This is a genomic window from Gemmiger formicilis, from assembly GCF_016900095.1.
In the GTDB taxonomy this organism is placed as follows: domain Bacteria; phylum Bacillota; class Clostridia; order Oscillospirales; family Ruminococcaceae; genus Gemmiger; species Gemmiger formicilis_A.
Window position 1 is genome coordinate 23,394 of record NZ_JACJJP010000001.1, and the last position, 17,074, is coordinate 40,467.

At 57.3% G+C, this 17,074-nt stretch carries 14 protein-coding genes and 1 tRNA gene; 7 read left to right on the top strand and 8 right to left on the bottom strand.

Annotation, left to right across the window (positions count from 1 at the left end):
- Positions 1-38: 38 nt before the first annotated feature.
- From rpoB to H6B15_RS00130, 7 genes are all read right to left on the bottom strand, one after another.
- Complete coding sequence (gene rpoB / locus H6B15_RS00100; protein ID WP_204644823.1) at positions 39-3,869, bottom strand: DNA-directed RNA polymerase subunit beta; 3,831 nt, start codon at positions 3,867-3,869, stop codon at positions 39-41.
- 467 nt (positions 3,870-4,336) lie between these two features.
- Positions 4,337-5,434, bottom strand: a complete 1,098-nt coding sequence (gene rpoD / locus H6B15_RS00105; RefSeq protein ID WP_204644824.1) for an RNA polymerase sigma factor RpoD — start codon at positions 5,432-5,434, stop codon at positions 4,337-4,339.
- A 107-nt stretch (positions 5,435-5,541) separates the two neighbouring features.
- Positions 5,542-7,326, bottom strand: coding sequence for a DNA primase (dnaG, locus tag H6B15_RS00110; protein ID WP_204644826.1), 1,785 nt, complete (start codon positions 7,324-7,326; stop codon positions 5,542-5,544).
- 40 nt (positions 7,327-7,366) lie between these two features.
- A complete protein-coding gene (locus H6B15_RS00115) occupies positions 7,367-8,368 on the bottom strand; it encodes a deoxyguanosinetriphosphate triphosphohydrolase (protein WP_204644834.1) in 1,002 nt (333 codons plus the stop codon).
- 138 nt (positions 8,369-8,506) lie between these two features.
- Entirely contained in the window at positions 8,507-9,151 is a 645-nt protein-coding gene (locus H6B15_RS00120; protein ID WP_243424202.1) for an IMPACT family protein, read from the bottom strand.
- Positions 9,152-9,202: 51 nt separating this feature from the next.
- Complete coding sequence (gene rpmE, locus H6B15_RS00125) at positions 9,203-9,409, bottom strand: 50S ribosomal protein L31 (protein WP_204644836.1); 207 nt, start codon at positions 9,407-9,409, stop codon at positions 9,203-9,205.
- Between the two features lie 180 nt (positions 9,410-9,589).
- The gene (locus H6B15_RS00130; protein ID WP_204644838.1) at positions 9,590-10,471 is read right to left on the bottom strand and encodes a LysR family transcriptional regulator; all 882 of its coding nucleotides are present in this window, start codon (positions 10,469-10,471) and stop codon (positions 9,590-9,592) included.
- Between the two features lie 317 nt (positions 10,472-10,788).
- On the opposite strand from H6B15_RS00130, the gene H6B15_RS00135 reads away from it, so the two are divergent.
- The 6 genes from H6B15_RS00135 to H6B15_RS00160 all read left to right on the top strand — a co-directional run bounded on the left by H6B15_RS00135 (position 10,789) and on the right by H6B15_RS00160 (position 14,945).
- On the top strand, positions 10,789-11,715 hold the full coding sequence (locus H6B15_RS00135; protein WP_204644840.1) for a CPBP family intramembrane glutamic endopeptidase: 927 nt from the start codon (positions 10,789-10,791) through the stop codon (positions 11,713-11,715).
- A 6-nt stretch (positions 11,716-11,721) separates the two neighbouring features.
- On the top strand, positions 11,722-12,228 hold the full coding sequence (locus H6B15_RS00140) for a nucleoside deaminase (protein ID WP_204644842.1): 507 nt from the start codon (positions 11,722-11,724) through the stop codon (positions 12,226-12,228).
- Entirely contained in the window at positions 12,212-12,967 is a 756-nt protein-coding gene (ymfI, locus tag H6B15_RS00145; RefSeq protein ID WP_204644844.1) for an elongation factor P 5-aminopentanone reductase, read from the top strand. Before H6B15_RS00140 ends, ymfI begins: the two co-directional genes overlap by 17 nt.
- 52 nt (positions 12,968-13,019) lie before the next feature.
- Complete coding sequence (locus H6B15_RS00150) at positions 13,020-13,955, top strand: glycoside hydrolase family 25 protein (protein WP_204644846.1); 936 nt, start codon at positions 13,020-13,022, stop codon at positions 13,953-13,955.
- A 289-nt stretch (positions 13,956-14,244) separates the two neighbouring features.
- Positions 14,245-14,318, top strand: a tRNA-Arg gene (locus H6B15_RS00155).
- A 381-nt stretch (positions 14,319-14,699) separates the two neighbouring features.
- On the top strand, positions 14,700-14,945 hold the full coding sequence (locus tag H6B15_RS00160; RefSeq protein WP_345941900.1) for a DUF3795 domain-containing protein: 246 nt from the start codon (positions 14,700-14,702) through the stop codon (positions 14,943-14,945).
- A gap of 211 nt (positions 14,946-15,156) precedes the next feature.
- On the opposite strand, the gene H6B15_RS00165 is transcribed toward H6B15_RS00160, so the two are convergent.
- Complete coding sequence (locus H6B15_RS00165; protein WP_204644849.1) at positions 15,157-15,579, bottom strand: hypothetical protein; 423 nt, start codon at positions 15,577-15,579, stop codon at positions 15,157-15,159.
- Here H6B15_RS00165 and H6B15_RS00170 point away from each other — a divergent pair.
- Complete coding sequence (locus H6B15_RS00170; RefSeq protein WP_204644851.1) at positions 15,578-17,011, top strand: DUF3329 domain-containing protein; 1,434 nt, start codon at positions 15,578-15,580, stop codon at positions 17,009-17,011. The genes H6B15_RS00165 and H6B15_RS00170 overlap by 2 nt on opposite strands.
- Positions 17,012-17,074 lie beyond the last annotated feature (63 nt).

Below are 17,074 nucleotides of genomic sequence, written 5' to 3' on the forward strand. Positions count from 1 at the left end.
ACTCAGGTGTGGCAGGCGGTCAGGACACAGATCCGGCATTATTCGCCGTCAAACAGGTCTTCGCTCTCGATGCTGGCCAGGTCTTCGGCATTGGGCTCCTGGTCTTCGTCCAGGTCATTGTCAAAGCCTTCGTCAGCGTCCTTCACGCTGTATTCGTCCTGCAATTCGCTCTCCAGCAGAACATTCTCGCCCAGGGGCAGATCGCCGCCTTCGAAGCCGGCTTCATCGTCGTCATATTCCTGACGGATGTCCACTTCGTTGCCGTCGACGTCCTGAACCACAATGTTCAGGCCCAGGCTCTGCAGTTCCTTGAGCATGACGCGGAAGCTTTCGGGAATACCGGGCTTCGGCACATCCTCGCCCTTGACGATGGCTTCGTAGGTCTTGACACGGCCCACCACGTCGTCGGACTTGACGGTCAGGATTTCCTGCAGGGTGTAGGCGGCGCCGTAAGCTTCCAGCGCCCAGACTTCCATTTCGCCGAAACGCTGGCCACCGAACTGGGCCTTGCCGCCCAGGGGCTGCTGGGTGACCAGGCTGTACGGGCCGGTGGAACGGGCGTGGATCTTGTCGTCGACCAGGTGATGCAGCTTGAGGTAGTACATATAGCCGACGGTGACCTTGGAGGGGAACTTTTCACCGGTACGGCCATCGTACACGGTGGTCTTGCCGTCGTCGGTCAGATCGATCTTGCTGAAGTCGATGATGTGGCCCTTGGTGCCCATCAGGCGGTCCAGCTTGGTGGGATACTCGGGGGCGTTCTCGCCATGCCACTTTTCGCGGGCTTCGGCGAAGCAGTCACGCAGGTCGCTTTCGTGGGCGCCGTCGAAGACGGGGGTCTGGACCTTCCAGCCCAGAGCCTTGGCCACGTATCCCAGGTTGACTTCCAGCACCTGCCCGATGTTCATACGGGAAGGAACGCCCAGGGGGTTCAGCACGATGTCCAGCGGGGTGCCGTCGGGCAGGAAGGGCATATCCTCCTGCGGCAGAATGCGGGACACAACGCCCTTGTTGCCGTGACGGCCGGCCATCTTGTCGCCCACGCTGATCTTGCGCTTCTGGGCGATGTAGCAGCGCACGCACTGGCGCACGCCGGGCTGCAGCTCGTCGCTGTTTTCGGGGGTGAAGACCTTGACGTCAACGACAATGCCGTACTCGCCGTGAGGCACGCGCAGAGAGGTGTCGCGGACTTCGCGGGCCTTCTCACCGAAGATGGCGCGCAGCAGGCGCTCTTCGGCGGTCAGCTCGGTCTCGCCCTTCGGGGTGACCTTGCCGACCAGGATATCGCCGGTCTTGACTTCGGCGCCGATGCGGATGATGCCGCGCTCGTCCAGATCTTTCAGGGAATCATCGCCCACGTTGGGGATGTCACGGGTGATCTCTTCGGGTCCGAGCTTGGTCTCACGGGCTTCGGATTCGTATTCTTCAATGTGGATGGAGGTGTACACGTCCTCGCGAACCAGCTTTTCGTTCAGCAGGACGGCGTCCTCGTAGTTGTAACCTTCCCAGGTCATGAAGCCGACCAGGGCGTTCTTGCCCAGGCTGATTTCACCGTTCTTGGTGGCGGGGCCGTCGGCGATGACCTCGCCGGCTTCGATGTGGTCGCCCAGCTCCACGATGGGACGCTGGTTGACGCAGGTGCCCTGGTTGGAACGCATGAACTTGATCAGTTCATAGGTGTCGGTGGTGCCGTCGTCGCAGCGGACCACGATCTTGTCGGCATCCACGGCTTCCACGGTGCCGGCATGGGCTGCCAGGACGCAGACGCCGGAGTCGGTGGCTGCCTTGTATTCCATACCGGTGGCCACGATGGGCTGCTGGGTCACCATCAGAGGCACGGCCTGCCGCTGCATGTTGGAGCCCATCAGCGCACGGTTACAGTCGTCGTTTTCCAGGAACGGAATGGAGGCGGTAGCCACGGAAACCATCATCCGGGGAGAAACATCCATGAAGTCGACCAGTTCGCGGGGGAATTCCTGGATGTCGTTGCGGTGACGGCAGGAGACGCGGGAACGCACAAAGCAGCCGTTCTCGTCCAGCTTTTCGTTGGCCTGGGCGACGATGTACTCGTCCTCCACGTCGGCGGGCATATAAACCACTTCGTCGGTGACATGGCCGGTGCCCTTGTCCACCTTGCGGTAGGGCGCCTCGATGAAGCCGTACTTGTTGATCTTGGCGAAAGAAGCCAGATAGGAGATCAGACCGATGTTGGAACCTTCGGGCGTCTCAATGGGGCACAGACGGCCGTAGTGGGTGTAATGAACGTCGCGGACTTCGAAGCCTGCGCGGTCACGGGACAGACCGCCGGGGCCCAGAGCGGACAGACGACGCTTGTGGGTCAGTTCGGCCAGAGGGTTGTTCTGGTCCATGAACTGAGACAGCGGGCTGGAGCCGATGAACTCACGGATGGCGGAAACCACAGGGCGGATGTTGACCAGGCTCTGGGGGGTGATCTTGTCCACGGATTCCTGGTTCTGCAGGGTCATGCGCTCACGCACAACACGCTCCATACGGGCAAAGCCGATGCGGAACTGGTTCTGCAGCAGTTCGCCCACGCTGCGCACACGACGGTTGCCCAGGTGGTCGATTTCGTCGGTGGTGCCGATGCCGTGATCCAGGCCGATCAGGTAGCTGACCGAAGCAAAGATATCGTCCACGGTGACGGTGCGGCTGATCAGCACGTCATGGTTGCGGCGCAGCAGTTCCTTCTGCTCTTCCGGATCGGAAGTGGCATCCAGAATCTTGCGGATTTCGGCGAAGGAGGCGCGCTCGTTGATGCCGCACTCCTCCACGTTGAAGCTGAAGAAGGGCTGTGCATCCACGCAGCCGTTGGAAATGACGATGACCGGGATGGGATCCTCGTTCTTGCGCTCCACCCAGACGGTGGCGCGGGTAACACCGGCGGCGTCGATCTCAGCGGCCTTCTCGTTGGTGATCTTCTCGCCCTTGGCAGCCAGCAGTTCGCCGGTCAGGGGGGCGATGATGTCCTCGGCGGCACGGTAACCGGCAATGCGGCGGGCCAGAGCCAGCTTTTTGTTCATCTTGAAGCGGCCGAAGCGAGCCAGGTCATAGCGGCGGGGATCAAAGAACAGCGCATTGATGTGGCTGCGGGAGTTTTCCACCGTCGGGGGCTCGCCGGGACGCAGCTTGCGGTAGCATTCCAGCAGGCCTTCTTCGGTGTTGTGGGTGGTATCCTTTTCCAGGGTGGCCACAATCTTGGGTTCGCCTTCGCCGAAGAACTGGCGGATCTGGTCGTCGCTGCCCAGGCCCAGGGCACGCAGGAAGGTGGTGATGGGCAGCTTGCGGTTCTTATCGATACGGACGTAGAACACATCGGAAGAATCGGTCTCGTATTCCAGCCAGGCACCGCGGTTGGGGTTCATGGTAGCGGTGAAAAGGTCTTTGCCGGCACGGTCTTTGGAGGAGGAATAGAACACACCGGGAGAACGCACGAGCTGAGAAACGATAACGCGCTCGGCGCCGTTGGAAATGAAGGTGCCGGAATCGGTCATGAGCGGGAAATCGCCCATGAAAATCTCCTGATCCTGCACTTCGCCGGTCTGCTTGTTGATCAGACGGGCAGTGACGTACAGGGGCGCGGCATAGGTGGCGTCGCGCTCCTTGCATTCTTTAATAGAATATTTGGGGTGTTTATCCAGACGGTAATCGATGAATTCCAGGACCAGGTTGCCGGTATAATCCTCAATGGCGGCAATGTCGTGGAAGACCTCGTGCAGGCCCTCTTCCAGGAACCAGTTGTACGAGTTTTTCTGGATTTCGATCAGATTGGGCATCCCGATCACTTCATTGATGCGGGAAAAGCTCATTCTGGTCGTGCGGCCATTTTGTACGGGCTTGACCTTTACCATAAAATGCGACCACTCCTATTCCGTTGAATTAGACAAAGCTGACCACGCAAAGGGCTCGCTCATGGGTCATCTTCGTCATTTTTAACAAAGTTTTCGTTTCGACCCGAACAGCGCGGTTCCTTTAGGGCGCTCTATTCCATTTTTGTGATACTGATTCAGTATATAAGATACAGGGTAATTTGTCAAGCATTTTCTGGAAATTGTGGCCGTTCCTGCGCATTTTTTACATTTCCACGATGATTCGCTTCAAATTATCGAACGCCCGGGTCCGTGTATGTAATTTCGTCAATTTGCTGTTTTTCCACACCCTTTTGCCGCTTGACAAACCGAAGCCCGCCTGCTTCCCCGTCATTTTGACCATTCCTATCGGAGCGGATTTGTATATCCTGGCTCTTGACACATCGCCTTTGGGCAGCAGAAAAGCCCGCAGGCAGATGCCCGCGGGCTTTTGGAAATATGATAAAGAATCAGTCCAGGAAATCCCGCAGTTTCTTGCTGCGGCTGGGATGGCGCAGCTTGCGCAGAGCCTTGGCTTCGATCTGGCGGATACGTTCACGGGTCACGTTGAATTCCTTGCCCACCTCTTCCAAGGTGCGGGGACGGCCGTCTTCCAGACCGAAACGCAGGCGCAGGACCTTTTCTTCCCGGGGGGTCAGGGTTTTGAGCACATCGGCCAGCTGTTCCTTCAGCAAGGTCTGGCTGGCAGCCTCCGCCGGAACGGGAGCGTCATCGTCGGGGATGAAGTCGCCCAGATGGCTGTCTTCCTCCTCACCGATGGGAGTTTCCAGGCTGACGGGCTCCTGAGCCACGCGCATGATCTCGCGGACCTTGTCCACCGGCATGTCCAGACGCTCGGCGATTTCCTCGGCGCTGGGCTCATGGCCGTTTTCATGCAGCAGCTGGCTGGAAACCTTCTTCACCTTGTTGATGGTCTCCACCATGTGCACCGGGATGCGGATGGTGCGGGCCTGGTCGGCGATGGCGCGGGTGATAGCCTGACGGATCCACCAGGTAGCGTAGGTAGAGAACTTGAAGCCCTTGGTGTGGTCAAACTTCTCCACAGCCTTGATCAGACCCAGGTTTCCTTCCTGGATCAAGTCCAGGAACTGCATGCCGCGGCCCACATACCGCTTGGCAATGGAAACCACCAGACGCAGGTTTGCTTCGCTCAGACGCTGCTTGGCGCGCTCCCCTTCCTTGCCGCCGTTCTGGATGGCCAGAGCCAGCTGCACTTCCTCGTCGGGGGTCAGCAGAGGAACACGGCCGATCTCTTTCAGATAGACCTTGACGGGGTCGTCGATAGCAACGCCTTCGGTGGCCAGAGCGTCCTCGAAATCGTCCACATTGTCTTCGGTCAATGCGGAATCAGCGGCATCCGCCACCGGGTCATCGTCCACAACCTCGATGCCATGGCTCTCCAACTCTTCGTAGAGCTTTTCCATCTGCTCCACGTCCAGGCCGTGGCCGCTCTCCTCCATTGCATCCCCGATCTCGCTGTTGGTCAGCTTGCCCGCACGACGGCCCTGTTCGATCAATGCGCGGATGGGATCTTTCTTTTCTGCCATAAGTAAATCTCCTTTTTAGCCGGCCCGCCCGATCACACGGTGCGGCCTGTTTTCTTCTGCCCGCAAAAGGCGGAATTTATTCAAAAGTCATCTGCCGCAAACGCAGTTCAGGTTGCGTCCGGCGGCGGGTCGTGGACTTTTTCCTTGGTAATAGATGCAAACAACTTCCGGAAATCTTCGTCACTGGTCTGTGCGGCCTGTTTGCTTTTCGGCGTGGCGTGACGCAGACGTTCGAGAAACATGTCAATGTCCCGGCGCACCAGCCGCTGACCGCTGTTCTGTGCCTGGACTTTCATGACTAGCGTATACGCAGCGTCTTCCAGACAGGAGGCCAGCGACGTGGCGTTGACAGGAATCTTCTTGTCCGTGCAATCATAGATGGCGCGGATGGCCGCCTGGATTTCCGGCTCCGGGACTTCCTCCAGATCCAGATGCTGGCGCACATACCCGATCTCGTCCGGGTCCTGCAGCATGGCCGCCACCAGCTGGCGGGCCGCCGCAGCCGCCCCCATGGCCTCCTGGCCGCCCCGCTCATAGGGAACCCGGATATCGGCACCGTTGCCCTGGGCCACCATATCATGCTGCTCTTTGCGATGTGCGCGGCGGGCAGCCCCCTTCAGCGCTCCTTCCATCTGGGAAAGAATGGCCTGTTTGGACACGCCCGTCTCCCCCGCAATCCGCCCGGCATACACATCCCGGGCCGTGGGCGAAACCGCCCCGGAAGCCAGGATGTCAATGGCTTCCCGAATGTATTCCAGCCGTCCGTCATCGGTACGCAGGTCATACTTCTGCTTTACCTTGCTCAGGCGGAACTCGGTGGGATTGGCGGCGCCGTCCAGGATCATCTCAAACCGTTCCTTGCCATAGTGGCGGATGAACTCGTCCGGGTCCTTGGCCCCTGGAATGGACAGCACCGACACCTTCACCGGCGTGTTGGAAAACAGCGACAGACTGCGGGCCGTGGCTTTCTGGCCCGCCTCGTCGGAGTCGTAGCTGAGCACGGCTTCCTCGGCGTATTCGCTGAGCAGCTTGACCTGCTCGGGCGTCAGGGCGGTACCGCAGGCGCACACGGCAGTGTCAAACCCGGCCTCGTGCATGCTGATCACGTCCATGTACCCTTCGCAGAGAATGAACCGTTTGGAGGCCGATTTCTTGGCCAGATTCAGCGCAAACAGGGTGCGGGACTTTTTATAGACCAGCGTTTCGGGGCTGTTGATGTATTTGGGCTTGGAATCATCCATCACACGGCCACCAAAGGCGATGATATTGCCCCGCACATCGATGATGGGCACCATCACCCGGTGACGGAACAGGTCATACAGATTCCCCTTGGCGCTGCGCTTGGCCAGCCCCGCATCCTCGATCTCGCTTTCGGAGAAGCCGCGGCGGCGCAGGTAATGCAGCAATCCGCCGAACTCATCCGGCGCATATCCCAGCCCGAAGCGCCGGATGGCGGCATCGGACAGGCCGCGTTTTTCTTTCCAGTAGCGGCGCGCCTCGGCCGCCTGGGGCGTTTTGGCGTTAAGCTGTTCGTAAAAGTACCGGGCAGCGCAGCGGTTCATTTCCAGCATCCGGCTGCGCTGGCGGCTTTCCTTGTCGTCCTCCTCCGGCATGGGCATTCCGGCCCGGGCGGCCAACTGCTTGACCGCTTCCACATACCCGAGGTTGTTGATCTTGCGCACAAAGGTGATGGCATCCCCCGCCGCTCCGCAGCCGAAGCAGTAGAAGCTCTGGGTGTCCGGATAGACGGTGAAGGAAGGGGTCTTCTCATTATGGAAGGGACACAGGCCCGTCAGGGTGCGGCCGCGGCGGCGCAGCTGCACATACTGACCGATGAGCTCCTCAATATCGTTGCGGCGGGCCACTTCCTGTACATATTCCTGCGGAATCATCGCGGGTACACCTCCTTACAAAACAAATGTGTTCCTTGGATCACAGCACATGCCATTTCTGGGGAACCAGCCAGTCCTCAAACAGACGGATGGCAAAATGATCGCTCATGCCGGAAATGTAATCCACCACCGCGCGGTCAATCCCCTCTTTATAGGCAATCTGCATATAAAAGTTGGGCATCAGGGAAGGATCGTCGCACAGGCGCGCGTACAGTTCCTCCACCACCTTGTCCACCTTTTTTTCTTCCCGCTTGGCCTGCTTGTCCACATAGACGGTGGAGTACATGAAATCCTTCAAAAGATGGTAGGCATCCTCCACGTTCGGCGAAAAGTGCATTTCTCCGTCGGCACTGTTGGCCACAAGATCGGTGATCATGGTAGTGATCCGCTGGCTTTTGGTTTTGCCCAGCACCCGCACCGCATCCGGCGGCAGCGCATCGTTGGAAAGGACCCCCGCCGACAATGCATCCTCAATATCATGGTTGAGGAAGGCGATGTGGTCGGCATACCGCACAGTCTGCCCCTCCAGGGTGCGGGCCCATTCCCCCGTGGTGTGGGTCACGATGCCATTGCGCACCTCCCAGGTCAGGTTCAGGCCTTTGCCGTCTTTTTCCAGGTATTCCACCACCCGCAAACTCTGCCGGTAATGGGTGAATCCCCCGGGACACAGGCGGTTCAGTGCCCGCTCTCCCGCGTGGCCGAAAGGGGTATGTCCCAGATCGTGTCCCAGGGCAATGGCCTCGGTCAGGTCCTCGTTCAGGCGCAGGGCCCGGGCAATGGTGCGGGCAATCTGGCTGACTTCCAGAGTGTGGGTCAGACGGGTGCGGTAGTGGTCCCCTTCCGGAGAAAGAAACACCTGGGTTTTCTGTTTCAGACGGCGGAACGCCTTGCAGTGCAGAATCCGGTCCCTGTCCCGCTGGTAACAGGGCCGCATGGGATCTTCCGGCTCGGGACGGGAACGTCCGCGGGAGTTTTCGCTCAATGCCGCATACCGGCTGAGCGTCAACCGTTCAATGGTCTGCGTCTGTTCGCGGACATTCATGTCTCTTCCCCCTTTTCCATCTTCCCTGCGGCAGTTTGGCCGATAAAATTGCTTTCTATATTATAAATACGATAAAAAAGCGCCAAACGCTTCTTGAAATTGTGAATTTTTCATGTATTTTGTTGCGCCGTGCCGGTCTCAGTAGGCCGCATAGCGCGCTTGTCCCACCACAGGCCGTGCGGTGCCCCGGGTCAGCTCGCACAGAGCCTCGCACAGAGGGCCTTCCTCCCCCGCCGGCATGCGCCAGCAAAGGGTGACGGCGTCGTCAAAGACCGGTTCTTCCAGCCTGGTATCCGCCTGCTCAATCATCCGCTTGGCCGTCTCAAACAAGGGATACGGCACACGCAGGGTACAGTCCACCACGCTGCGCATGCTGACCGGTTCAGCTGCCTGCAGCGCACCGGATGCCGCCGCCGTATAGGCCCGCACCAAACCGCCGGTTCCCAGCAATATTCCGCCGAAATACCGGGTGACCACCACGATCACATCCGAAAGACCGGCGTGCTGGATGCACTCCAGCACCGGTGTGCCTGCGGTCTTGGCCGGTTCGCCGTCGTCGGAATACCGCATGCGGCCATTGTGCAGCACATAGGCATAGACGTTGTGGCGCGCCGTACGGTTGGCGGCCCGCACCGATTCCAGAAAAGCCTGGGCGGCTTCCTCGGTGTCCACAAAGGACGCCGCACCGATAAACCGGCTGCGTTTTTCCTCGTATTCGAACCGCGCAACACCGCGGATGGTCTGATAATCGGGCATGGGCTGCTCCTTTGCTGTGTGGGTCATACAAGCAAAAAATACCCCAGATGTTGCCATCTGGGGTAAAACGAAACATGATTACTTGCCAACCTTGGCGTAACGGCGCTTGAAGCGCTCGACGCGTCCGCCGGTGTCAACCAGCTTCTGCTTGCCGGTGTAGAACGGATGGCACTTGCTGCAAACTTCGACGCGGATCTCCGGACGGGTGGAACGAGTCTGGATAACGTTGCCGCAGGCGCAGGTGATGGTGCAATCCATATACTTCGGATGGATGCCTTCCTTCATTGCGATTCACCTCTTTCTCGATCATGACTAACGGGAGCCATACTTAATATATGTGCTCATCACAATCTTGACTTATCGGCTACCAGCATACGCCATCCTGTGCGAACGGAGCAGCCTTTCAAACGATTGCCGTAAAAGTATACCAAAGTCCTTTCCATTTGTCAAGCCCTGATTTTCTCATCAGGAAAGTGTCTTGGCAAACGCCCGCACCCGCCGGGTAAATTCACGGGCTGCCGGAGAAAGGGCGTTTTTATCCAGGCAGGCCAGGCCGATGCTGCGCCCCGCCGCCGGCTCCAGAGCCAGTACCTGCACGCCGGTTTCCTGACTGGGCCGGGTCAAAAGAAGCTGCGGCATGATGGCCACCCCCTGCCCGCAGGCCACCATGCCCACCATGGATTCGTCGTCAATCACATAGCAGGCCGTGTGTACCCGCAGATCATTGCGCTTAAGAAAACTCTGGATATCCGCATCCGTGTCCGCCCGCTGGCTGACAAAGGGTACGCCGCGCAGCTCGTCGGCGCTGACCCGTCCGGCCCGTTTGGGCACAAAATCCTTGGGAGCGATACAGACCAGCGGGTCTGTATACATGGGCTCGAAATCCAGATCCTGGGAGCAGGAGTCGGACAGAAATCCCAGTTCTGCCGTTCCATTCTTGAGCCAGGCCGCGATATCGGCGTAGCTGCCCTGGTACACCTCTACCTTGATGCCGGGATAGTCCTTCTCAAAGGACGGCACCAGACGCGGCAGCCAGACCACGCAGGCGCTGTTGAACACCCCCACGCGCAGCACGCCCTTGTGAAGGCCGTTGACCTGGGCAATGGACTGGTCCAGGGATTCGCTGCTGGCCAGCACCCGGCGCACGGCGGGCATCAGGCTTTCCGCCGCCGCGGTCATGGTCACACCGGCCTTGGTGCGAGTAAATAAGGGAAACCCGCATTCGGATTCCATCCCGGCCACCGCATGGCTGATGGCCGAAGGCGTGAGATGCAGCTGTTCCGCCGCACGGGCAAAGGTACCTTCCTGGGCAATGGTGGAAAAAATCAGACATCCGAGCAGGGTCATGCGGCGCCTCCTTCTTGAGGTGAACGGAATTCATGGTTTATGTGAAAAAAATGAATTTTACTTATCACGCATACTGTACTATGATTAGTTAAGAAAGTCAAGGGTGCCGCACACGCCCTCGGCTGACACGATTCATTTTCCTTCCTCTTAATAGCCTCTTCGGTCCGCACAACCGACGAGGCTGTTTTTTTATTGCCTTTTTCCCCCGTATCCCCTTCTTGTATGGAAGATTGCCTTGTGGTACACTAACTGTATAGTAAAAAAGATTGAGTCTGTGCACCAACTCTATCGGTGCACCTGAAACGAGGAAGTTTATTTTGCAAAAATTCGCCAAAACCCGCGGTGTAAAGGGAGCCGCCTCCTGGTGTGCTCTGGCCGCCGTGGGATATCTGACTGCGCGCTATTTGTTGGAAGCGCTGGTTTCATTGTGCATGAGTCTGCGTGTGCCGGGCGCCACTCTGGCCAGCCCCACCGGCTTTTCCCAGACCGAAGCGGGCATCCTGTCCATGGTTGCCGCCATCGGCGGAATCCTGTTGCCCGTTTTTCTCCTTTTACGCCTGACCCGCCTGCGGTCCGAGGATCTGCGGCTGCTGATCCCCGCCCCCTGGAGCCCGGCTTTCTGTCTGCCTGTTTTTCTGGGGGTCGCCAACGCCGCCAACCTGTTCGGCGGGCTGCTAGGGCATCTGCTGGGCACCGAAGGCAACACCACTTCTCTGCCTGCCGGCGGCAGCGCGCTGGTGGTCAATTTCCTGGGGCTGTGCGTGGTCCCCGCCATTCTGGAAGAATTGTTTTTCCGCGGCGCCCTGCAAGGTCTGATGCGCCCCTGCGGCAGCGCCGCCGCCATTTTTGCCCCCGCCCTGCTGTTCGCTCTGCTGCACATGGACCTGGCCCAAGGTATCACCGCCTTTGTGTGCGGGGTGTTCCTGGGTTGGCTTACCGAGCGCACTGGCAGTATTTTGCCGGGTATGCTGCTGCACTTTGTCAACAACACCATCGCGTTTATCATCGCCTATCTGCAGTTGTATGCGGCGGATTCCACCGCCCTTTGCGCCGAACTGTTCGTGCTGCTTTTCTTCCCGCTGGTGGCTTTGTGGATGATCTGGCATGCCATGCGGCAGGGATTCCGCTTTTCCGCCGGACTGCGCCCCGGGGTGGACGCCTGGGACGTATTTTCCAGCCCCGCCTACACGGTGGCCGTTGTGTTCCTCGCCTTTTTCAGTGTTTACTCCAACCAGATCGGGTGATCCAATATGACTGATCAAGAACTGATGCAGACCGCGCTGGAAGAGGCGCGACTTGCTTTTGAAGCCGGCGAAGTTCCGGTGGGTGCCGTCATTGCCAAGGACGGCGAGATCGTCGCCCGTGCCCACAATCTGCGGGAAACCGGAAAAAATGCTTTGTACCATGCCGAACTGATGGCCATCGACAAAGCCTGTCAGGCGCTGGGCGGATGGCGTTTGTGGCAATGCGAGCTGTTTGTCACGCTGGAGCCCTGCCCCATGTGCAGCGGAGCCATTATCAACAGCCGACTGAAGCGGATTGTGTATGCGGCCTCCGACCCGAAAGCCGGGTGCTGCGGCTCTTTGACCGATCTCTTCGCACTCCCATTCAACCACCATCCTATCATCGAACACGGCTTGATGGAATCGGAAGCACAGCAGCTCTTACAACAATTTTTCTCTTCTTTGCGGCAAAAGCGTCTGGAAGCAAAAGCCCTGAAGAAGCAAAAGGAGACAACGGATGATTCCCAGTCATAATCAGCAGACCGTCTTGATCACCGGCGGCAGCCGCGGCATTGGCGCCGCTGCGGTTCTGGCTTTCGCCAAAGCCGGATACCGAGTTGCCTTTACCTGGCACAGCCGTCCGGACGCAGCGCGCCGTGTGGTGGACACCGTGCGCGAAATGACGCCGGAAGCACCTTGCCTGGCTATCATGGCAGATTCCGCCGATTCCGCAGCGGTGCAGGCCGCCGTGGAACAAACAGCTCGCGTTCTGGGCGGTCCGCAGATTCTGGTATGCAATGCGGGCATTGCCCAGCAAAAACTTTTCACTGACCTCACCGACGAGGATTGGCACCGTATGATGAGCGTGGATCTGGATGGCGTGTTCTACGCCTGCCGTGCCGTCCTGCCCGGAATGATCCGGGAAAAATATGGCCGCATTCTTTGCGTGAGCAGTATGTGGGGGCAGACCGGCGGCAGCTGCGAAGTTCATTATTCCGCCGCCAAGGCCGGCGTGATCGGCATGTGCCGTGCTTTGGCAAAAGAAGAAGGGCCTTCCGGCATCACGGTCAACTGCGTGGCTCCCGGCGTCATCGACACCGATATGATGGCGTCTTTTTCGGAGGAAGATCGAGCTGCCCTGGCGGAAGAAACGCCTGTGGGGCGCCTCGGCACCGCTGACGAGATTGCACGCACATTGGTCTTTCTGGCCTCTCCCGAAGCCGGCTACATCACCGGACAGGTCATTGGCCAGAACGGCGGCCTGGTCATCTGAAACACCACTTCCCCCCTTTCTGCATATCCTATGGCAGGAAGGGGGATTTTTTATGAATCTCTTTCAGAATGGCATTGACGTTTCCCGGTATCAGGGCAGCATCAACTGGAACAACGTGGCCGCCGCCGGCAAGCAGTTTGCCATCGTACGCCTTGGTTCCAGCAACACCAGCGGTCTGTATGTGGACCCTTACTTTTTGCAGAACGTGAACGGCGCCCACGCCGCCGGGTTGCGTGTCGGGGCTTATTACTATACCTATGCCACCAGCGAAAGCGCTGTGATCAACGAGCTGAGCCTGTTTTTGAATGTGCTGGAAGGATTGCAGCTGGAATATCCGGTTTTTGTGGATGTGGAGGACAACAAACTGGCCGCTTTGGGACGTACCCAACTGACCGGGTTGGTCCAATACGCTATGGACATCCTGTATCAGCGCAACTGGTATGCCGGATGGTACAGCTACACCAACTTCATCAACAATTATCTAAACCCGTCCCAGCTCTCCGGCTATCCCCTCTGGCTGGCCGATTATCGAAGCCAGCCAGGGTACACCGGCAACCATGCCATGTGGCAGTACTCCTCCACCGGAAGCGTGAGCGGTATCACCGGCGCCTGTGACCTGAATTACAGTTACACCGATTTTCTGCCTCTGCTGAAAGCTGGCAACTACAATGGATACGGCACTTCCGGCCCCGATATGGAAACGGTGGACGGCATACAGCTGGTGGTGTTCGGCGCACAGACCGAATACTTTTATACGGCCAACTTCAATGATGTGGTGGGGTATCTGCCGGTGGGCACCTATCCGGTGGTTCAGAAGAGCAAAGACAAATACAACGGATACGAGTGGGTTATCTTCCGGTATCGCGACGGTGAATACTGGACCGCTATTCTGGGCGACCGCAACCGCCTGGAAACCTTGAATTCATGCGAAGTACAGCTTTCCGAAGCCAAGGCCAAGATTGACGCAGCTAAGGCAGCGCTGGAATGAAGCCGCTTGATTTTGAAGCAAAAAACCGGTATAATAGGCAAAGGCCACGGGCCGCGGTTCCACGGTCCGTGGCACAAATGCCTCTTATAGTTGAATGGGATATAACAAGCCCTTCCTCAGAAGTTTCTTGGCATGGGTGAATCGGCATTTTTGAATCCGAACACTGGTTCGAACGTCATCAGCATTTTTACGGTTTCCTAACGCCAGAGAGATGCAACAATTTCGAGCAAACGTCACAAAATTTACCGAAACAGGCAAAAGAGCGCAAAATCAAGGAAAAGTCATATACGTCTCCGTAGCTCAGTTGGATAGAGCGCGAGCCTCCTAAGCCCGAGGCCCCCGGTTCGAGCCCGGGCGGGGACATGATCTTACAATCGCGGAAGATTTTTCATCGAATCTTCCGCGATTTTTTCTAAAGATTTCCGGGCAGCGCATAAGGCTGCCCGTCGTGAGACAGCCCGCGGAGACAAAGCCACCGGATACAGGTCGCTCATCAAAAAAAGCGGATGATTGAGTATTAGAAAACCAGATCTAAAAACTTTTCTATTTCAAGATGTGACCAATTGGATTAAAATGGACCATAGAGTTATTCAATCGAAATAGGACGGTGTTCTTATGAAACGTGAATTGGGAATTGCACGATGCGGGCTTGCCTGTTGCTTATGTTCCGAGAATACGACCTGCACCGGCTGTGATTCAGGTAAATGCCCGGATAAAAACCGGTGCGAAAATAGGCGATGCTCAATGTCCAAGAAAATCACGCATTGTTATGAGTGCGATGAAAAATGCAGGAAGGGGCTATTGGCTAAGTGTAAACCCTATGGGTTCACTGAATTTATCAGAAGATACGGGGAAGAAAAACTTTTAGATTGTCTGGAACGGAACGAGCAAAGTGGGGTGGTTTATCACCGCGAAGGCGTAAACGGCGATTATGACGATTTTGACGACGTGGAAGCTCTTATAGAGTTTATAAAAACAGGACACAGGTAAATCCTGTGGATAGATATGGGCAGGCTCAACAAGAAATAGGTACAGAAAATTTTATAATCACCACCAAAGTGTTTTATCTTTATAGTATTCGTTGAACCCAAATTTTCGTAAAACTCGTTGCGAAGAGAAATCCCCCATCTCTGTTTCTGCAAGGATATGTTTTGCTTCTTCTTCACTTTTTCCCACATGCAAATTGCTTCAATGCCTTCTGTCATATAGCCATGACGTTGATGAAGACTTTCCCCCCATAGACAACTTCCACTTCACCTTTTGCATTCGGAATATTCTTGAAGCAGCCTTCACCCCCTTTACCTTGATAGGCGCACGCCAATTCATCCTCAAATCCAGAAAGATTGTTTGCCAGCATGTCAAGCTGTTCCGGTGTAAGCGCTAATATTTTTAAGCGTCTTGTTTCGATCTCCATGTTGTCAAGTCCTTTGTCTGATGAGAAGGAGGAAACCACTTGCCTTGAAAAAAAATCATGGATGTAGTAAGATACAAATACACGGCAACACCGCGCCAGGCCGGGCGGCCGGCCGCTGCTGCGGTCTATCTGCAGGATCATTGCTGCCCGGCAATGGTCTTTCTTTTTTGCCGGTATTTTCAATTCCAACTCCGGGAGGACGCTGCCCATGCACGACACTGCCCCTGTTCTGCGCAAAAGGCTCTTTTTTGCCGTCGCCATCCTCGTCTTTGGATGGATGCTGGTGCTCAACTGTCTGACGCCGTACATTGCCGATGACTTTACCTTTGCTTATGCTTTCGACACCGGTTTGCGCCTGCACAGTCTGCCCCAACTGCTGAAAAGCCTGGCCTACCACTATTATGAGTGGAGTGGCCGTGTGGTCGTAAAATTCTTTGCCCAGGGGTTCACCATGTTCCCCAAAATCCTCTTCAATCTTTGCAACGCGGGTGCCTATGTTGCACTGGCTCTGGTGATCTATCGCCTGGCCCGGGGACGACGCACCGGTCGATATGACCTGGTCATCTTCGTTCTGATCCTGGCAGCTCTTTGGGAAATCAGCCCCGCGTTCGGGCAGACCAACCTTTGGATGTGCGGTGCCTGCAACTATCTGTGGGCCAGCCTGGGGTGCCTGACCTTCCTTCTGCCGTGGCGGTATTACCTGCAAAAAAGCTTTGCCGGCAGCTGGCGTTGGAATATCGGCATGGCGATTGCCGGTCTGTTGGCAGGATGGCTGAGTGAAAACACCAGCGCCGGCATGCTTGTCTGTCTGGTCCTTTGTCTGGCCGCACTGCGGATTGACCGCCGGATTATTCCTGTCTGGATGTGGACGGGTCTGGGTGGCTCCCTGGCCGGGTTTGCCATTTTGATTCTGGCGCGGGGCAACTACAACCGGGCGTCCGTGTATGGGGACTACGAATCTTTTCTCACCCGCTATGCGGTCCGCTTCTTTCAATGCCTGAACATGCTGAAGGAGTATGCCATGCCGCTGTTGCTGACCTTTGCGGTTCTATTTGTGCTTCTCTGCTATCAACGCAACGCCCGCGGCGGTGGGTTGTCACCTCTTGTGTGGCCCCTTATCCTGTTGGTGGGCGGGCTGGCCGCCAATTTTGCCATGATCCTGAGTCCCGATTATTACGAGCGCTCCACGCACGGTCCTTTCTGTTTTCTGACCGCCGCCTGTGCCGCCTGTGCAGTCCAGCTGAGCGGTGTGCTTCTGCGCAAGATTTTGACCTGCTGTGCCGCCTGCGTGATGCTGCTCTGCACTATACACGCCGCAGAGGCCGGATACGACATTGCCAGCTATTATGTCATGTACCGAACCCGGGACAGCCTGCTGCGTTCGGAAGTGACCTCGCTGGGGGATGCCGCTTCCAGCGCCGAGCTTGTCAGCTACGCCATCGAACCCTATACCCACTGGTGTGCTGCCTATGGCCTGCCCGATATCCGGGAAGACAGCGGCGATTCCATCGGTCTTTGCCGTGCCCGCTGGTACGGCGTCGGCGGGATCACAGCCACGGAAGCCCACACCTACCCCTTCCCCGGCCACATGAACGATGCCTATGCCGCGGGAGAAGCTGCCGCTGAAAGCGGAACCGAATAAAATCAAACAGCCCGGAACAGAAACGAAACTGTTCCGGGCTTGTCGTATTGGGGGTAACTTCTA